Raw genomic sequence first — 16762 nt, forward strand, 5'->3', positions numbered from 1 at the left:
GCAGGGCGCGGTGAACATCCTCTACCGGCAGGACCTGGCGAAGGCCGACGACCCCGCGGCCGTCCGGGCCGAGAAGATCGCCGAGTACGAGGACACCCTGGCCAACCCGTACATCGCCGCCGAACGCGGGTACGTCGACAGCGTGATCCCGCCGCACGAGACCCGGACCCAGATCGTCCGGGCCCTGCGGGTGCTCCGGACCAAGCGCGAGACCCTGCCCCCCAAGAAGCACGGCAACATCCCGCTCTGACGCTCCGCCTCGTCCGCGCGACTTCGGGAAAGTCGGCTCCCACCCGCATGGGCAGGGGTTTCCCCGGAGTCGCGCGGATCTTCAGGTGGTCAGCAGCGGGGATTGGCGGCGACGCACATCCGGTCCGCGGCGACCCCGGCCAGGCGGCGCAGGTCGGATTCGGCGCCAGCACCGCCAACCCTGATGACCGAGATCAGGTCGCCGACCCGGACGACTGCCGTGCTGTCGGAATCGGGCACCTCGCCCAGCGGCTTTCCGGTGTCCAGGTTCCTGGCCTGGGTCACCGTGTGCCGCAGCAACACCGATTCGTCGCCGGCGAAGTTCCGGTCGACCTCCTCCCAGGAGTGCACGGCCTGCGCGCTGATCGTCTTTCCCTGCCACAGGATCGGACCGCTGGACCGCCACTGCCGACACGGCGCGAGCACCTCGGCCATCTCTGCGAAGATCCGTTGGGCCACGTCCGGCGCGACGCGGTAGACGTCCTGGTTGAGCAGGACGTCACTCGGTGGCTGCTCGGCCTCACCCGGCCGGTTCCGCAGCAGGGTCAGCGAGCGCGAGTAACGGGACGGCTCCCAGTCGGCCGACTGCCCCTGTAGTTTGCGGCAATACAGCAGCATCGCATCCAGCTGAACCCCCTCGCCGAGACCCGCCTCGGTCACCGGGGCCTCGGTCTTCGCCTTCACATCGGTGGGTTGCAGCAGCACGTCCAGCGGGACCTCGGCGGCGGGCGAGGCCATCGGCGAACGCCGTGGTGGGGTCGGTTCGGGCTCTCCGGTCGCCGGTGGAGCGGACCACGGACCGGACGCGGGCGACGACCCGGCAACGATGGACGGCGGCTCGGACGGGTCGGGGCGGGCCGCCACCACGACCGCAGCGGCCGAGGCGACCGTGAGCACGGCCAGGGCCGCCACCGCCGTACGCCGGCTGCGGCGCCGGGCCCGCGCCCGGATCTCGACCGGCTCGGGCCAGCGGACGTCCCCCAACTCCCGCTGCACCAGCTCGACGAATGCCAGGTCGTCGTCACGCATCGGCGGCCTCCTCCACATCCACGACGGCGAGCAGCCCGGCGAGCGCGGCGCGCCCCCGGGAGAGTCGCGCCTTCACCGTGCCAACCGGAGCCGCCGTCTCCCGGGCGACCTCGGCGACCGGCATGCCGAGCAGGTAGTAGAGCGCGATGGCCGTGCGCTGCTCCTCGGGCAGCTGACGCAGCGCGGCCACCACCTCGACGGTGTCGGCGCTGGGCGGCGCGACGCTCTCCTCCACCCCGTGCCGCAGGTACGCCCGGGCGCGGCTGCGCAGGCTGCGCCACCGGCTCACCGCGATCCGGCTGGCCACCACCCGTACCCACGCCTCCGGGTCGTCGTACCCGCTCACCGTCGACCAGCGCTGCCAGGCCCGGATGTACGCCTCCTGCACGGCGTCCTGGGCCTCGGCGACGTTGCCGGTGAGCACGTAGACGAACCCGAGCAGCCGTTGCCGGCTGCCGCGGTAGAACTCGTCGAACCCGTCGACGTCCGGCACGCTGCTACCTCCCCCGTGGCGGTCGCAGGTGAGACGCCTGGGATCGGGGGTCCGGTTGCCCGGTCAGCCGACCATTTTCTCCAACTCGGTGAGCGGGAAACGGCCGGCCGGGATGCGCTCGCGGACTGCCCGGCGGACCGCGGCCTGGACCGCCGCGTTCGCCGGGGTCGGTATCCCCTGCAGCCGGCCGAGCAGCACGATCTCCCCATTGAGATGGTCGGCCTCGGCCGAGCCCGCGCCCCGGGCCAGGCTCTGCCAGGTCGAGCCGCCGGCCCGCTCCGCACCGTCGACGGGCCGGTGGCGCACCCGGTCGCCCCGCTCCGCGGCCTCCTCCACCGGGGTGGTGTGCGGGATGCCCGCGGCGGCCAGCGTGGCCTCCCCCTCGGCGCGTACCCGGGCGGCGAGCGGCTCGGGGATGTCCGAACCGAGCAGCGCCTGGAGGCCGTTGCCGAGATTGCCGAGCAGCTTGCCGTACTTCCAGCGCATCACGTCGTCACGAACCGGCGCGACGAAGCCGGCGGCGGCCAGGTCGGCGGCGACCACCCGGCTGGTGTCGTCCGATCCGGACGGATAGCGGCCCAGGTGCAACATCCCCGGGTGCGGGTGCCCGTTGGCGACCACGACACCTGGTTCCAGGTGGGTGGCGGGCAGCCATACACAGACCGGGTGCACCCGGGCGAAGAGGCGCAGGGCGGCCCGCTCGTTGGCGACGCCGTTCTGGGCGAGGACGATCGGCAGCCGCTCCCCCACCGTGCCGCCCCCCTCGACCGGGGTGTCCACCCAGGTCGCCAGCGCCGCCTCGGTGTCCTGCGACTTGACCGTGAGCACCAGCACGGTGTCCGCTGGCAGCGGCCGGTCGCCCGGCCCGGCCACGGCGGGCAGCCGGCTGGTCAGCGCACCGTCCGGCGTCCGCAGGACCAGCCCCCGCTCCCGGATCGCGTCCAGATGCGCGCCGCGCGCCACCAGCGTCACGTCGCGGCCGGCCTCTCCCAGCCGTACGCCGATGGTGCCGCCAACCGCGCCCGCTCCGATGATCACGTATCGCACGGTCTGATTCTGCCTCCCGGGTCAGCCCGCCGTGGCGAGGTGGACCAGCCAACGCTGGCCGGTGTCCGCGACGTCCCGGAGCAGCCGCCGCGGGCTGAATCCCGTCCCGCCGTCGCGCGGCCAACGGCCCGGCGTCGCTACAGGGTGACGCCCGTGTCGGTGAGGATCGGGCCGGCGAGCAGCAGCGCACCGCCGACCAGGACGGCCAGGTTTACCAGGGCGAAGACCGTCACCCAGAACAGCGCTGGGAACGGGGTGAGCCGGGCGAGCTGGTCGGCGTCGGACTCGGGCATCCGCCCCCGGCTACGCAGCCGTTGCAGCTCGACCACCGGGCGTACGCCGCCGAGGAGCAGGAACCAGACCGACGCCCAGGCGAAGGCCGCCTGCACCTGCGGCGATGCGTACCAGGACACCGCCAGCACCACTCCGCCCGTGGCCAGCAGCGACAGCACGCCGAAGACGTTGCGGATCATCACCAGCATGGCCAGCAGCAGCACCACCGCGACCCAGAGCAGCAGGGTGATCCGGTTGCCGGCGAGCAGCCACGCCCCGGCGAGGCCGACCAGCGACGGGGCGACGTACCCGGAGAGCAGGGTGAAGATCATGCCCGGCCCGGCGGGGCGACCGGCGGAGAGGGTGAGGCCGGAGGTGTCCGAGTGCAGCCGGATGCCGCGCAGCTTCCGACCGGTCAGCAGCGCGGTCAGCGCGTGGCCACCCTCATGCGCGATGGTCACCGCGTTGCGGGCGATCCGCCAGGGCACCCGGGTGGCGACCACCGCCAGCGCGACGGCGGCGGTGACCAGCACCAGCAGGGGCGGCGGGTCGGGCTGCGCGCTCAGCAGCTTGTCCCAGAGGGTGGTGAGACCGTCGATGAGGGGCATGGGCGGGCAGCCTACCGGCCCGAGCTGTGTCAGTCGGCGGGCGTGGCCTCGTCTCGTGTGAGACTGACCGGGTGGCGAACGGAGCGGGAGGTGAACGCGGCGAGTGCGGCACCCCTTGAGCCCGTTGACCAGCACGTCGGCCTTGGGCGGAGGCCGACTACCTCGCCATGGGCGAGAGCCGTAACCGGATCGAACTGCTCGACGGGAGCCTGATCGTGAGCCCTGCCCCGAGCAAGCGGTACCAGGCCGTTCGCGCCGCCTCGCCAACTCGGCTGAGTCGGCGGTCGCGCCGGATGGGCTGTTGGTCTTCGAGGCCGTGAATGTCCGGCTCCGGGCCGATCGGATCGTCATTCCGGACCTCGTCGTGGCGGGCACCGCCGACGACGGCACGGTCATCGAGGCAGGCGAGGTCAGGCTGACCGACTTGATTATCGATGATCGGTGATCATAGGTTGGCCAGTGTGGAACGTTTTCGGCTTTCCAAGGCCGGGAAGCGTGTCGGTGTTCACCCTGTGGCGCATCTCGTTTGGGTTGGCTCGGGAGGGTTCCGGTGGCGTGGGTCGGCGGTGAGGGCCGCTTTTTGTGGGTCGGTGTTGAGGCGTTGAGTCGGTGAGCGGGAAGCTGCGGCTAGGCGAACGCGAGACGGCCCGGACCGCGTGTGCCCGCGTTGTGCTGCGCGCGGGGGTGGACGAGGAGACCGGCGAGGTCCTGTCTCGGGCGCTGCTTGCGCAGCGGGTCGGTTGGTGTGCTGATCTGGTGGCTGGCATGGTGGCCGCGCTGGTCGGTGAGCATTGGAACCGCGTGGATGTGGGGTTGTTGACGGGCGGGGTGGATGCGGGTGGGCGGAGGTTGCCGTCGCACGCGTGGATGGCGTTGCGGCGGCTGGGCTGGGCCGCCACCCCGCCCGGGGGTGTGAGGGTCAATGACCGGGTCGTGCGGATGACGCAGGAGCAGGCGGGGCGTGCTCTGCGCTCGGTGAAGTGGCGCGCTGACGTGACCGCCGGGGTCCTGTCGACGTGGCCGGCCGATCCGCGCAAGCGCACCCCCGCCGAGTGGGACCAGATCCGCCAGGCGATCCCGGGCGGGCAGCATCTGCCTTCCAGCATCATCAATGCCCGCACCCGCCAGGCCGCCACCTTCCTCAACACCAACGGTCGCCTGCCGGTGGACGTGTTCGAACTCGAAGGCACCCCGCGGATTCCGCGAATGTTGCTGTTGGCCGCGTGTGATCGGCAGCAGGCCACCATCGAGCGCAGCGACACCGGCCCGGGCAGGGCGCTGCTGCGGCTGCAGCTGCCCTCACGAACGGATCCGCAGACGTATCGGGACTGGACGTGGGTCGCCTGCCCGATCGAGCTGCCGCCCACGGTTCCCGCCTCGGCGGTGCTGCACCTGCCCACCCTCCGCCTCACCGACGGGACGGTGCGTGCCGACATGGCGTACACGCACGTCGTGCCGAAGGCCCAGGCTGCCGGTCACTTGGTCGCGCTTGGCGTGGACTGGGGTCTCAACACTCTCCTCAGCGCCGGAGCCCTACGACTGCACGACACCGGGCGGATCACGGCGTTGGGGGCTGGTGGCCAGTTCCGGGCCGCCGGCATCCTGGCCAAGCAGCACCGCCTGCGCCGCCAGAGTGAGCGGCTGCACGCCAAGGCCGACCACTACCAGCGGCTCATCGGCGTCGACGAGCGGCATCAACTTGTCGGCAAGCATGCGGTAATCCGGGACGAGATCCGGCACGTGTCCGCCCGCCGCGCGAACTTGAACGACGCGCTCGCGTGGGCTGCCGCCCGCTGGACCGTCGACCAAGCGATCGCCGCCCGAGCGACGGCGATCTACCTGGAAGACCTGCGGTCGATGAAAGCCAAGGGCATGGGGCACAGCCTGAACACGCGCCTGTCCCAGCAGGTCCGCGGAAAGATCACCGACCGGATCAGGCACCTCGCCGCCGAGCACGGTATCGCCGTGGTCACCGTCCCCGCCCGCAACACGTCAAAGCACTGCCCGCAATGTTTGACCCCGCTGCGGCACCGTAAAGCCCCCGACCAGCCGACCGTCGCGGGATGGAAGTGGGCCACCTGCCCCGACCGCTCCTGCCGTTGGCAGGGCGACCGCGACCACGGCGCCTGGCGGCGTATCGCCGCCCGCGGACTCACCCACCAAGCCAAAAGCGTCACCGACAAGACCACCGGTGCCATGGTGATCCGCACGGTCGTCGACGAGCTCGAAGCCGCAGCCGTCGTCACCCCCACCATGTCCAAGACCAGCCGGAGGGACCGGTCGAAGACCGGCCCCACCCGGCACAAGCCACCACGCCCCGCGCCCAGGCGACGGAGGGCACCCTCCCCCGCCCGGCCCCACGGTCAGGCGGGCAAGCGTCCGGAGGGACACGCACCAACGGACCGGAAGCTGCCCCGCGCAGCCCACCGACACCAAAGCGTGAACGCGATCAGCACACCCACCGCCGGCCACCGGCCACGAGGAGCCGCCTTGGGCGCAGGATTCCACCTGCACGCCCACGCGACCCCACCACGGTGGGAAACGATCCCGGAAACCCCATCCGACTCAAGATCGCTAAGCTGAACAGAGACGCTGGTCTGCGAGATCGTCTCGCCCGGGAACGCCGCCGCCGACCGCCTGGTCAAGATGCAGCTCTACGCCATCGCCCGGATTCCCTGGTACCTGCTCGTGGAGCAGGACGGCGAGAGCCACGCGCTGCGGCTGTACCGGCTCGACAACGGCCACTACGTGGAGGACCAGGTGGCCAAGGCCGGCGAGATGCTGGCTCTCACCGAGCCGTTCCGCTGGGCACTGGACCCTGCCACGCTGCGCTGACCGGCCCTGACCGGTCAGGCAAAGCGCTGATGACCGTCAATGGAAATTTCTTTAAGTCCCCTTGCGATGCCAGGCACTTACCTCCAAGTATGGGTATACGTCAACGTCCATCTCTGGAGGGATCAATGGCTCGTAGCAGGCTCTCCGTACGCCGGTTGCTCGCCGCCGGCCTCACCGTCGCCGCCACCGCGATGGCGGCCCTCGTCGCCACTGCCGGACCGGCAACGGCCGCCACCACCCCCGGCATCGACGTCTCGAACTACCAGGGCAGCATCAACTGGACCAGTGTGCGCAACGCCGGCATCCAGTTCGCCTTCATCAAGGCCACCGAGGGCACCACCTACAAGGACCCGAGGTTCGGCGCCAACTACGTCGGCGCGTACAACGCGGGCGTGATCCGCGGGGCGTACCACTTCGCCCGGCCGAACATCTCCTCCGGGGCCACCCAGGCCAACTTCCTGGCCAGCAGCGGCGGCGCCTGGTCGGCTGACAGCCGCACCCTGCCCGCCGCGCTCGACATGGAGGCCAACCCGTACAGCGGCGGCTACTGCTACGGCCTGAGCACCACCGGCATGCGGAACTGGATCCAGGACTTCCTCAACACCTACAAGTCCCGGACCAGCCGGTACGCGGTCATCTACACGACCACGAGTTGGTGGAACCAGTGCACCGGCAGCTGGACGGGACCGTGGGCCAACCACCCGCTCTGGCTGGCCCGCTGGGCGAGCACGCCCGGCACCCTGCCGGCCGGCGCCCCGTTCTGGAGCTTTTGGCAGTACACCAGCACCGGCAGCGTGTCGGGGATCAGCGGCGACGTGGACCGCAACTATTGGAACGGTGACCGGACCCGCCTGATCGCGCTGGCCAACAACACCTGACGGCCCTCACGAACAAGGTCGGCGGCAGCGGGACCGGCTGTCACGTGACAGCCCGTCCGGCTGCCGCCGGCGTCGTCTGCGGCACCTGGTCAGGCTCGGCGTCGCGTGCCGGCCGGCACGGGAATCGCAGCCCGCCCGGCCAGGGTGGTGCGCCGGGCCAGCCGCCAGGTCACCACCCCCGCCACGACGAGAGCCACGACCGCGAGCACCGCGACCGGCGCGGCGAGGCCGGCGCTCACCAGCAGCAGGACGATGTCCCCGAGCGCGACCAGCATCCACAGTGCCAGCCGGGGCCCGGTGTCCCTGTGTCGGTAACTCATGTCGTACCTCCTTCCGTCGTCGCAACTTCCACTACCCCGAACGACGGAAGGCCATGCGAATGAGCCGGCCCTGGACTTTCTCCCGGCTCAGCGGTCCGGCTTGAAGTTCTTGGTGATCACGTCCCAGCTGGCCAGGTTGGCCGCCCAGTCCTGCTCCGGCGCCTCCCACCGGAGCGCGTAGCCCCGATTGCTGGCCGTGGCCACACCCCGGTTACGCACGTGGATGCGCGCGCCGTCCCGGGTCTCCAGCCAGTCCCAGTCGGCGCAGGTGCGGTAATAGCCGTCACAGCGCTTGATGTCCAGGTACTGGTAGTTGTTGACGTAGTTCTTGCGCGCCGGCTCCTTCGACTTCCAGTCGGCGTACGCGTCCTTCTCGGGCCGGTCGGTCCACTGGATGAACAGCTCCCGCAGACCGTTGGGCTCGGTGATGGTGACCGAGCCGGAGCGGGCGCTGGCGTGCCAGCCGTCCGGAATCGGCACCTGGAAGCCGTTCGGGCCCTTGTAGTAGTGCCAGCCGGCAGGCAGGGTGCCGGCGGAGGCCGAGGGAGTTACGGACGGGGTTGGGCTGGGGGCGGCGCTGCTCGGCGCGGCCGAGGTCGGCGCGGCGCTGCTCGTTGACGGCGCCGAGGCGCCGGTGGTGGCAGCGCTCGGCTGGCCTCCGTCACCGCCGTCGTCGCCGCTGTTGAGCAGTGGCACGGCCACCGCGAGGCCGATCAGCAGCACCGCGACCAGCGCACCGATCAGCAGGTTGCGGCGGTTGCGCTCCGGCTTCGTACCCGGGACGACCGCGGCCCGACCGGTCGACGGCGCCGGACTCACCGGCGCCGCCAGAATCGAGGTCGGATTCTTCGGCGGGGCCGGCGGCTCCGCCCGGTCGTCGGCGACAGGCTCGCCGTCCACCTGCGTCTCGTCGAGGGCCGGATCGGTTCCGTCCACCCGGGTCTCGCCGGCGGCCGGATCCGGCCCGTCCACCCTCGTCTCGTCGAGGGCGGGCCCGGGCGTGGGATCGAGCTTCGCGGTCGGCTCGGCGACCGGCGGGGTCAGCTTCGCGGTGGCCGCCTCCGCGCCGCCGGAAACCTTCGCGGTGGCGGCGGCCGCGCCCGCGGCAGCGGCCGAGCCCAGGTTGGGCTTGCGCGGGGCCGGGGTGGACGACCGTTCGGCGCGGCCGTCGACCGGACGCGGCCCCGGGACCAGCGGCGGGCGCGGCTCGCGCGGACCGTTCGGCCCGGGCCGGCGTACGCCGTCCAGCAGCGAGATGCTCTTCGCACGCCGCCCGGCCGCCTTGCGGAGCAGGCGCTCCGCCACCTCGGCGGTGATCCGCTCGGCCGGGTCCTTGCGCAGCAGGCCCTGCAGGACCGGCTTGAGCGGCCCGGCGTTCTTCGGCGGCGGCAACGGCTCGGTGGCGAGCGCGGCCAGGGTGGCGATCGCGGACGGCCGGGCGTACGGCGACTTGCCCTCGACCGCCGCGTAGAGGGTCGCGCCCAGCGACCAGAGGTCGGCCTCCGGCCCCGCGGTGCCGTCCCGCGCCCGCTCCGGCGCGATGTACGCGGGCGAACCGAGCACCATGCCGGTGCGGGTCACGTTCGGGTCGCCGGGGATCGTGGCCAGGCCGAAGTCGGTGAGCACCACCCGGCCGTCGTCGCCGAGCAGCACGTTGCCCGGCTTGACGTCGCGGTGCATGATGCCGGCCTTGTGCGCGGCCTTCAGCGCGCCCAGCACCCCGAGGCCGATCTGGACGGCCTTGGCCGTGGACACCGGACCGTCCTCGGCGATGGTGTCCTGCAACGATCTGGACGGCACGTACTCCATGACGATCCACGGGTCGCCGTCGGTGCGCAGCACGTCGAAGATGCGGACCACGTTGATGTTGTTGAGCCGGGCGATCGCCCGCGCCTCCCGCAGCGAGCGTTCCCGCATCTCGCGGCGCTCCTCCGGGGTGAGGCTCGGCGGCGGGACGAGCTCCTTGATGGCCACGTCCCGGTGCAGCACCTCGTCACGCGCCTTCCACACCCGACCCATGCCGCCCTGGCCGAGCGGCGACATGAGCCGATACCGGTCAGCAACGAGTTGGGGAAGCGCGTCAGACATCGCTGAGACGGTACCCGGCTGCTCCGACGGTCACACCCCCGGCACGCCACTGTGCGACGAAGGTCAAGTTCTCGACGCGTACCCTTGGGCCATGTCTGCCGAAGAGCCGCTGTTCCGGATCGTCCGCGGGGTGCCCACCGCCGAGGAACTGGCCGCCCTGGTCGGGGCGCTCGTGGTCCGGACCCGGCCGGCCGCCGCCCCCGCCCCGGCCGCGGTGTCGCAGTGGACGCGCAGCGCCCGTCCGGCGGGTGCCGCGCTCGTCGCGGGCCCGGGCGCGTGGCGCGTCTCCGGCCTCCCCCGCTGACACTTCCCCGGGTACGACCAGGCGGGCGGGACTGCCGAGATCCATGGTGAGCCATTAATCTCACTCAGGGAGACGGTGCGGTGACAGGCAGGGAGGGTCGATGATCCCCGAGGAGAGCCAGCCAGCGGGTTGGCTGCGTGGCTACGGCGGCATCGAGGCGGACATCCGGCAGATGCGCGAGTTCGCCGACCGTCTCCAGGACGAGGTCGTCCGCAACTACGCCCCACACCTGTCGTACATCGCCGACGACATGAAGGCGGCCGTCCCCAACCCCGCCGACGCCTTCATCGAGCTGGTGCAGTTCCTCCAGGCGCACCACGAGACGCAGACGGCGACCGCCGAAGTGGTCTGGGGCCTGGTGCCCGCCACCGGCCACCTGGCCGGCGCCGCACACCTGATCGCCACCAGGTACGCGGACTCCGACGCGTTCTCGTCCGCCCGGGTCGCGGACGTGCAGGAGGCCCTCGCCCGCTCCGCCGGCGGCGGGAGCCGCCCGCTGCCGACGCTCACCGATCCCACGGCCGATGACGACCGGCCGGTGGTGCTGCCGTGATCGAACGGGGCGGCGGGCGCACCTCCGGGCTCACCGACTGGCACCTGATGGACGTGCTCAGCATGTGGGCGTGCCTACAGGACCAGGACACCAGCGGGCAGTGGAAGCAGGTCGCCGGTTGGCGCAAGGTCGGCGACCTCGCCCTGGCCCACCTGGGGCGGTTGCAGGAATACCGCCGCGGCCTCGCCGAGGCATGGCCGCCGGACACCAACGCCGCCGCGCACGCGTACCTCGGCGAACTGGACCAGCTGATCGACAAGGTGCAGCGCACCCACGACGCCGCCGCCGCGAACTACGACGCGCTCGCCGCCGCCACCCGCGCCATCGGCAGCACCCGGGCCGAACTCAAGCCGCTCTACGACGAGTACGCGGCCAAGCTCCAGCAGAAGCAGGCGTACGAGGCGACACTCGCCGACCCGAAGGCCGTGGCCGGCAGCCGCCTGCCACAGCAGCCGCCGGTCACGGACGCGGACCTGGAACGGCTGAACGTGCAGGCGCGGGGGTTGATGACGGGGTTGAGCGGCGAACTCCAACAAGCCCAAGTAATGCTCCGCCAACCCCCACCACGTACGTGGCCAAGCATCGATCATTCAGCAGGGCCATCAGAGCCTTCAGCGCAGCCTCCTGTCATCCCCCCGGTGGTGCCTGTGCCTATCGCAGCCTCCAGGACTGCAGGTCGCGTTAACCCGCGAACGCCGGGAGGGCAGCCCGTATCGACTCCTGCCGCACCCGGCATCGGTCCCATCCTTGGCGAGGCAGGAGCAGGGCTAGCACCGGCTAACCCAGGCGCAGCCCCTCTCATACCGTCAACAGAGCCGTCTCAGCCAAGCGTCGGCGCCCCACCATCCCCTCCAACGTTCCCAGGTTCCCCAGGCCGCCCGACGTCGCCAAGCCAATTCCGCGAACTGAGTGGGCCCATGAGCCGGCCAACTGCAGAAAGCGCGAGGGGCCTCACCTCTGCCAGCCCGGTTAAGGGCCTACCGCCTGGTGGACTGATCGGCGGCGCGCCTGGGAACAACCTTGGCCACCCAGGAGCGGCTGTGCCTCCGCGTCGTACAAATCCGGTTGGCGGAGTCATCGGTGGCGGCGGCGCAGGGACCGCGCCGTCAGGTGCTGCTGGTTCCCGCCCAGGCGCAGGGAGAGCTTCGCAACTTGCTGGACCGCATGGCATCACTCCCATCGGGGGATCGCCCGGCTCAGTTAATACGGGAGGTGGTGGCACTCCCACTCGTTTGCCGCAGGGATCTCGCGGGGACGGTTGCCCTCGACCATGGGATCCAGATAATCCATGGGAGACCGACGAAGGGGTACCGCCCGTCGTTCGCCCACCGGATGACAAGGGCCCCATCGATCCCGGTCCGGCCATCGGGTTTGATAGGTGAAGGGTCCCAGAGCCCAGGCCGCCGCCGTATCAGCTATGTGTGCAATAGCGCTTACCTCGACGCCGCCCGCCTTCGCGGCTCCCTCATCGCCTGACACTGCAACGGTTCGGCAGAATCAATGGCATCTGCGCTACTTGAAAGCAGAGGAGGCACAGAAAATAAGCCGAGGGGCCGGCGTCACTGTAGCTGTTCCCAACACAGGTGTGGCACCCCACCCAGACCTACAAAGGAACTTGCTTGTGGGCGTGGAAACCACAGCAGGCAGTGCAGGTGATGGGCGTACGGACTCCGACGGCCATGGAACTGGCATGGCAGGCCTCATCGCTGCGCATGGCCAAAACGGCAATGCCGGCGCCTTGGGGGTAGCACCCGAGGCCAAGATACTTCCAATCCGCGGAAAACACTCGAGTGAAGGCAGAGATACAGAAGACCTAGCAGCAGGCATCGAATTCGCCACAGCTCAAGGGGCGGATGTAATCAGCATTTCCGCCGTTGCAGGCGCAACCATCCGTCTACAACGAGCAATAAGGGGCGGCCCTGCAAGCAAACATTGTAGTTGTCGCTGGCGCAGGAAACTTCCCCGCCGATCTCAACGTCGGCTGCCCAGCTAGCGAGCCGGGCGTTATTGCCGTCGGGGGCGTCGACAGGAAGGGGAACCATGCGGCCATCTCGGTCACTGGTCCACAGATCGACGTGGCGGCCCCGGCGGAGGACATCTACAGCACCAGCGTCAACGGCACGTATCGCGTGGGGACTGGCACTTCTGATGCAACAGCGATCGTTGCCGGGGCCGCTGCGCTCATCCGGTCCAAGTACCCCAACCTCCCCGCTGAGGAGATCGCGCACCGGCTGACCGCCACCGCGATCGACGAGGGGCCGCCCAGCCGGGACGACGAGTACGGCTACGGCGTCATCGACCTGGTCGCGGCGCTCACGGCGGACGTACCCCCGCTGGGTTTCGGGTCGGCGGCGGCGACCGCGCCCGTTCCGACCGGGGCGGCACCGGAGGATGAGGGCGGGGACGGCGGCGCGACCGCGCGTGGCCTGGCGACGCTGGGCGTCCTGCTGGAGGCGGGCGGTGGCTATCTGGTGTGGCGGCGGCGCCGACGTGCCGACGACCCGCCGCCGCGGATCAGCCGGTAGCGTCGCTCACGTGTCGACCTCCATGCCGCTGCGCCTCATACTCGCCTCGCAGAGCCCCGCCCGCCGCAAGCTGCTCCAGGCTGCCGGGATCGAACCCGACGTGCTGGTCAGCGGCGTTGACGAGTCACAGGTGGTCAGCGACCGAGCGGAGGAGCTGTGCCTGGAGTTGGCCCGGCTGAAGGCGCAGGCGGTGCTGGGCCGACTACGCGTCACGCCGGATGAGCGGACGCTGGTGCTCGGCTGCGACTCGGTGCTGGCGTTCGACGGGGAGATTCTGGGCAAGCCGGCGGACGCGGCGGACGCCACCCGCCGCTGGCAGCGGATGCGCGGGCATAGCGGGGTCCTGCACACCGGGCACTGCCTGATCGATGTGCGCCACGAGTCGCGGGCGGAGGCGGTCGCGTCCACCACGGTGCATTTTGCGAACATCAGCGACGAGGAGATCGCCGCGTACGTGGCGACGGGCGAGCCGCTGGCGGTGGCCGGGGCGTTCACCATCGACGGGCTGGGCGGCGCGTTCCTGACCGGCATCGAGGGCGACCCGGGCACGGTGGTGGGGCTGAGCCTGCCGCTGCTGCGCAGTCTGCTCGGCGAGCTGGAGCTGAGTGTCACCGAGCTGTGGACGAAGGTCGCGCCTGGCGGCCAGGAGATCGAGCATCTCGGCTAACGTCCGGTCATGACCACCAAACCGCTGCCGCTCACTCCGGAACTGCACGCGTACCTCGTCGCGCACGGGTCGGCGCCGGACGAGATCGTCCATGAACTGACCGAGGAGACCCGGGCCGCCCTGCCGGAGCAGGCCGGCATGCAGGTCGCACCGGAGCAGGCCGCGTTCCTGACCTTCCTCACCCGACTGCTCGACGTGCGGCAGGCGGTGGAGGTGGGCACGTTCACCGGGCTGTCCGCGCTGGCGATTGCCCGCGGGCTCGCCGATGGCGGTCGGCTGACCTGCTTCGACATCTCCGAGGAGTACACCGGCATCGCCCGGCGGTACTGGGCGCGGGCCGGTGTGCAGGACCGGATCGACCTGCGGATCGGCCCGGCCGCAGACCGGCTGCGGGAGTTGCCCCAGGAGCGGCATCTCGACCTCGCGTTCATCGACGCGGACAAGGTCGGCTATCCGGTGTACTGGGACGAGTTGGTGCCCCGGATGCGGGCGGGCGGGGTCATCGCGGTGGACAACACGCTGCGCGGCGGCCGGGTGCTCGCCCCGGAGAATGCCGACGATCGGGCCATCGCCGCATTCAACGACGAGATTCTGGCCGACGTCCGCGTCGACGTGGTCATGCTGCCCATCGCCGACGGCGTCAGCCTTGCCCACGTGCGCTGAGCTGACCAACTCGGGTTGCGGCATCTTGCGGCATCGCCGCAATGGGACGCCGCAACATGCCGCAACGCGAGCCGATCAAGAGGGACGCGAGTCGGTCAAGAGGCGGCGGCGAGCGGCTGGGGGGTGGCGGCTGGGGCGCGCAGCGCTCGGCCGAGCCGCAGGGTGAGCAGCACGGCGGCGGCGATGAAGCCGGGCAGCAGCAGGAAGGCCAGGTGCGGTCCGATGCCGTCGGCCACCCAGCCGAGGGCGACCGGCGCGATCCCGAAGCCCACCCCCATCGAGTACGACGACCAGCCGGCCGCCTTGTCCGCGCCCGGCCCGGCGGCGGCGAGGGCGATGGAGAGCGCCAGCGGGTAGTGCAGGGCGTTGCCCAGCCCGAGCACGATCAGGCCGGTGACCGCCAGCCAGCCGACCGGCGCGGACCAGAAGACGAGGAACCCGACCAGGGAGACGGTCAGCGCGGCGAGCAGCAGCGGCACCGGCGGCCAGCGCAGCGCGAACCGGCCGCCGACCACCCGGCCGACGAACATCCCGCAGACGATCGCGGCGACGGCCGCCGAGGCGCCGCCGGCGCCGAGCCCGGCATGGGTACGGAGCACGTCGGCGGTCCAGAGCGACAGGCACACCTCGATCGAGCCGGTGACCGACATGAGCACCCAGGCGATCCAGTAGGCCCGGGGCAGCCGGTGCGCCGCCCGGTCATCGGCACGCCCGTCCGGTGCGGCGGGAGCCGGGGCGACCAGCGCAGGATCGGCCGCCAAGGAGGGCACGACCGGGTCGGCGGCGGCCGGGGTGGTCACGCCGACCGGGCCGGCGGCAGCCGCGGCAGCGGGAGTGCCCTTCGGCAGGCGTACCCGGAAGGTCAGGGCGGCGAGGGCGACCAGCGCGATCAGCCCGACCTCGACGGCCAGCACCGGCCGCCAGCCCAGATTGGCGTTCACGGTGAGGCCGATGACCAGCGGGGCGAGGATGCCCATGCCGGCGCCGACGGCGTTGGCCTCGGTGAGCGCGGCGGGCGCGGCCGGCCCGTAGTGGGCGGTGAGCAGCACGCTGACCCCGCTGATCACCATCATGCCGAAGGTCGCGATCACCGCGACGGCGGCGATGGTAGCCGGCAGTGGGCGCAGCAGCCCGAGGGCGGTGACGCCGACGGCCACGCCGGCGAGGCCGAGCCAGGTGGCCGGGCCGCGGCCGAGGCGGCGGGCGGCCGGTGCGAAGAGTGCCCCGCCGAGGATCGCGCCGACGGCGATGCCGGTGCTGTGCAGGCCGGCGACGGCGGCGCTGGTGCCCTGTTCGTCGCGGAGCAGCGGCACGACCGGGCCGAAGCCGTAGAGGAAGAAGCCCCAGAGCCCCAGCTGGGCATAGGTCAACCAGGTCGTCTTGTCACGGCTGAGGTGGGGCACTGGCCTCACGCTACGCGCGTCGGGCCGGCGCCCCACCTCTGATGAGAGGCAGCTCTCGTCGGGTCAGCGGACGCTGCGGGCGAACTGCCGCGCGGCCCAGACCACCCCGGCGACGGCGAGCACCGCGATGATCGTCAGCCCCTGCCAGACCTTGTCGTTGCTCAGGTCACCGGCGAAGAGCGCGCGGACTCCGTCGACCGCCCAGGAGAACGGGTTCCAGTTGGCGATGCCCTGGAGCCAGCCGGGGGCCAGAGCGAGCGGCAGCAGGATGCCGGAGAGCAGCAGTACCGGCTGGGCGACGGTGTTCATCAGTGGGGCGAGCGCGTCCTCGCTCTTGACCTTGAGCGCGACGCCGTAGGAGACGGCCGAGGTCATCAGCGCGATCAGGGCCAGCATCAGGTACGCCAGCAGCAGGTAGCCGATGAAGACGCGCAGGTCGAACAGGAGCGCCAGGAGCGTGATGATGATCGCCTGCGCGATCAGCGAGACCACGTCCCGCAGCGAACGGCCGAGCAGCAGGGCGAGCCGGCTGACCGGGGTGACCCGGGACCGTTCGATGACCCCGGCGCGCAGCTCGGCGATCAGGCCGAAGCCCTGGAACAGGCCACCGAAGATGGCGAGCAGCACCAGCAGGCCGGGGACGAAGATCTTGTACGCCGCGGCCTGGGTCGGCGCGTTCAGCGCCGCCTTGAGCAGCGGGGCGAAGAGCAGCAGGTACATCACCGGCTGGAAGACGCCGACGAAGAGCCAGACCGGGTTGCGGAGCAGCAGCTGGAACTGGCGCTGGAAGATCAGCCAGGTGTCGCGGGCGAATTTCATGACAGCTT

Annotated in this window: 18 protein-coding genes and 1 pseudogene; 10 read left to right on the forward strand and 9 right to left on the reverse strand. The window is 71.2% G+C overall.

From position 1 onward, the window contains the following. Positions 1-250: carboxyl transferase domain-containing protein (locus tag A6A27_RS40075; protein WP_274534621.1), on the forward strand; the 250-nt coding region annotated here is incomplete at its 5' end. An 89-nt stretch (positions 251-339) separates the two neighbouring features. Here A6A27_RS40075 and A6A27_RS40080 read toward each other — a convergent pair. From A6A27_RS40080 to A6A27_RS40095, 4 genes are all read right to left on the reverse strand, one after another. Continuing rightward, entirely contained in the window at positions 340-1278 is a 939-nt protein-coding gene (locus tag A6A27_RS40080) for a hypothetical protein (RefSeq protein ID WP_073839875.1), read from the reverse strand. Beyond that, positions 1271-1771 carry a SigE family RNA polymerase sigma factor gene (locus tag A6A27_RS40085; RefSeq protein ID WP_073839876.1) on the reverse strand — a complete coding sequence of 167 codons (501 nt, stop codon included), beginning with the start codon at positions 1769-1771 and terminating at the stop codon, positions 1271-1273. The genes A6A27_RS40080 and A6A27_RS40085 overlap by 8 nt, the downstream gene beginning before the upstream one ends. 63 nt (positions 1772-1834) lie before the next feature. After that, the gene (locus A6A27_RS40090) at positions 1835-2818 is read right to left on the reverse strand and encodes a ketopantoate reductase family protein (protein WP_073839877.1); all 984 of its coding nucleotides are present in this window, start codon (positions 2816-2818) and stop codon (positions 1835-1837) included. Between the two features lie 137 nt (positions 2819-2955). Then, positions 2956-3699, reverse strand: coding sequence for a M50 family metallopeptidase (locus A6A27_RS40095; RefSeq protein ID WP_073839878.1), 744 nt, complete (start codon positions 3697-3699; stop codon positions 2956-2958). A gap of 301 nt (positions 3700-4000) precedes the next feature. Between A6A27_RS40095 and A6A27_RS44710 the strand changes: the two genes are divergently transcribed. The 4 genes from A6A27_RS44710 (at position 4001) to A6A27_RS40110 (ending at position 7412) form a co-directional block, all read left to right on the forward strand. Further along, entirely contained in the window at positions 4001-4144 is a 144-nt protein-coding gene (locus A6A27_RS44710) for a hypothetical protein (RefSeq protein WP_158074147.1), read from the forward strand. 164 nt (positions 4145-4308) lie between these two features. Beyond that, positions 4309-6282 (forward strand): zinc ribbon domain-containing protein, encoded by a 1974-nt coding sequence (locus tag A6A27_RS40100; RefSeq protein WP_073839879.1) that lies wholly within the window; start codon positions 4309-4311, stop codon positions 6280-6282. Positions 6283-6303: 21 nt separating this feature from the next. Next, complete coding sequence (locus A6A27_RS40105; RefSeq protein WP_274534631.1) at positions 6304-6534, forward strand: Uma2 family endonuclease; 231 nt, start codon at positions 6304-6306, stop codon at positions 6532-6534. Between the two features lie 125 nt (positions 6535-6659). Next, positions 6660-7412 carry a GH25 family lysozyme gene (locus tag A6A27_RS40110; RefSeq protein ID WP_073839880.1) on the forward strand — a complete coding sequence of 251 codons (753 nt, stop codon included), beginning with the start codon at positions 6660-6662 and terminating at the stop codon, positions 7410-7412. Between the two features lie 89 nt (positions 7413-7501). On the opposite strand, the gene A6A27_RS40115 is transcribed toward A6A27_RS40110, so the two are convergent. After that, a complete protein-coding gene (locus A6A27_RS40115; protein ID WP_073839881.1) occupies positions 7502-7732 on the reverse strand; it encodes a hypothetical protein in 231 nt (76 codons plus the stop codon). A gap of 87 nt (positions 7733-7819) precedes the next feature. Next, entirely contained in the window at positions 7820-9820 is a 2001-nt protein-coding gene (locus A6A27_RS40120; RefSeq protein WP_073839882.1) for a serine/threonine-protein kinase, read from the reverse strand. Between the two features lie 91 nt (positions 9821-9911). Between A6A27_RS40120 and A6A27_RS40125 the strand changes: the two genes are divergently transcribed. Beyond that, positions 9912-10124, forward strand: coding sequence for an acyl-CoA carboxylase subunit epsilon (locus tag A6A27_RS40125; RefSeq protein ID WP_073839883.1), 213 nt, complete (start codon positions 9912-9914; stop codon positions 10122-10124). 100 nt (positions 10125-10224) lie between these two features. Beyond that, positions 10225-10677: a hypothetical protein gene (locus A6A27_RS40130; protein ID WP_073839884.1), complete on the forward strand. Its 453-nt coding sequence runs from the start codon at positions 10225-10227 to the stop codon at positions 10675-10677. Between the two features lie 74 nt (positions 10678-10751). Here A6A27_RS40130 and A6A27_RS47280 read toward each other — a convergent pair whose 3' ends face one another. Continuing rightward, positions 10752-11213 (reverse strand): hypothetical protein, encoded by a 462-nt coding sequence (locus A6A27_RS47280; RefSeq protein WP_158074148.1) that lies wholly within the window; start codon positions 11211-11213, stop codon positions 10752-10754. An 881-nt stretch (positions 11214-12094) separates the two neighbouring features. Between A6A27_RS47280 and A6A27_RS47905 the strand changes: the two are divergent. From A6A27_RS47905 to A6A27_RS40150, 3 genes and pseudogenes are all read left to right on the forward strand, one after another. After that, positions 12095-13202: pseudogene (locus A6A27_RS47905) on the forward strand (S8 family serine peptidase). A gap of 10 nt (positions 13203-13212) precedes the next feature. Beyond that, positions 13213-13869: a Maf family protein gene (locus tag A6A27_RS40145; RefSeq protein ID WP_073839885.1), complete on the forward strand. Its 657-nt coding sequence runs from the start codon at positions 13213-13215 to the stop codon at positions 13867-13869. Between the two features lie 9 nt (positions 13870-13878). Further along, positions 13879-14532, forward strand: coding sequence for an O-methyltransferase (locus tag A6A27_RS40150; protein ID WP_073839886.1), 654 nt, complete (start codon positions 13879-13881; stop codon positions 14530-14532). Between the two features lie 95 nt (positions 14533-14627). Here the strand turns inward: A6A27_RS40150 and A6A27_RS40155 are convergent, their stop codons facing one another. Both A6A27_RS40155 and A6A27_RS40160 read right to left on the reverse strand, forming a co-directional pair. Continuing rightward, complete coding sequence (locus A6A27_RS40155; RefSeq protein WP_073839887.1) at positions 14628-15935, reverse strand: MFS transporter; 1308 nt, start codon at positions 15933-15935, stop codon at positions 14628-14630. Positions 15936-15998: 63 nt separating this feature from the next. Further along, a complete protein-coding gene (locus A6A27_RS40160) occupies positions 15999-16754 on the reverse strand; it encodes an ABC transporter permease (protein ID WP_073839888.1) in 756 nt (251 codons plus the stop codon). Positions 16755-16762: the final 8 nt, after the last annotated feature.

It is taken from the genome of Micromonospora sp. CB01531, from assembly GCF_001905095.1.
Lineage (GTDB): Bacteria > Actinomycetota > Actinomycetes > Mycobacteriales > Micromonosporaceae > Micromonospora.

Excerpts from the sequence above, each read along its gene's own strand:
- A6A27_RS40080 (WP_073839875.1), bottom strand. The coding sequence starts at position 1,278 with ATGCGTGACGACGACCTGGCATTCGTCGAGCTGGTGCAGCGGGAGTTG.
- A6A27_RS40095 (WP_073839878.1), bottom strand. The coding sequence starts at position 3,699 with ATGCCCCTCATCGACGGTCTCACCACCCTCTGGGACAAGCTGCTGAGC.
- A6A27_RS40110 (WP_073839880.1), top strand. The coding sequence starts at position 6,660 with ATGGCTCGTAGCAGGCTCTCCGTACGCCGGTTGCTCGCCGCCGGCCTC.
- A6A27_RS40115 (WP_073839881.1), bottom strand. The coding sequence starts at position 7,732 with ATGAGTTACCGACACAGGGACACCGGGCCCCGGCTGGCACTGTGGATG.
- A6A27_RS40120 (WP_073839882.1), bottom strand. The coding sequence starts at position 9,820 with ATGTCTGACGCGCTTCCCCAACTCGTTGCTGACCGGTATCGGCTCATG.
- A6A27_RS40125 (WP_073839883.1), top strand. The coding sequence starts at position 9,912 with ATGTCTGCCGAAGAGCCGCTGTTCCGGATCGTCCGCGGGGTGCCCACC.
- A6A27_RS40130 (WP_073839884.1), top strand. The coding sequence starts at position 10,225 with ATGATCCCCGAGGAGAGCCAGCCAGCGGGTTGGCTGCGTGGCTACGGC.
- A6A27_RS40150 (WP_073839886.1), top strand. The coding sequence starts at position 13,879 with ATGACCACCAAACCGCTGCCGCTCACTCCGGAACTGCACGCGTACCTC.
- A6A27_RS40160 (WP_073839888.1), bottom strand. The coding sequence starts at position 16,754 with ATGAAATTCGCCCGCGACACCTGGCTGATCTTCCAGCGCCAGTTCCAG.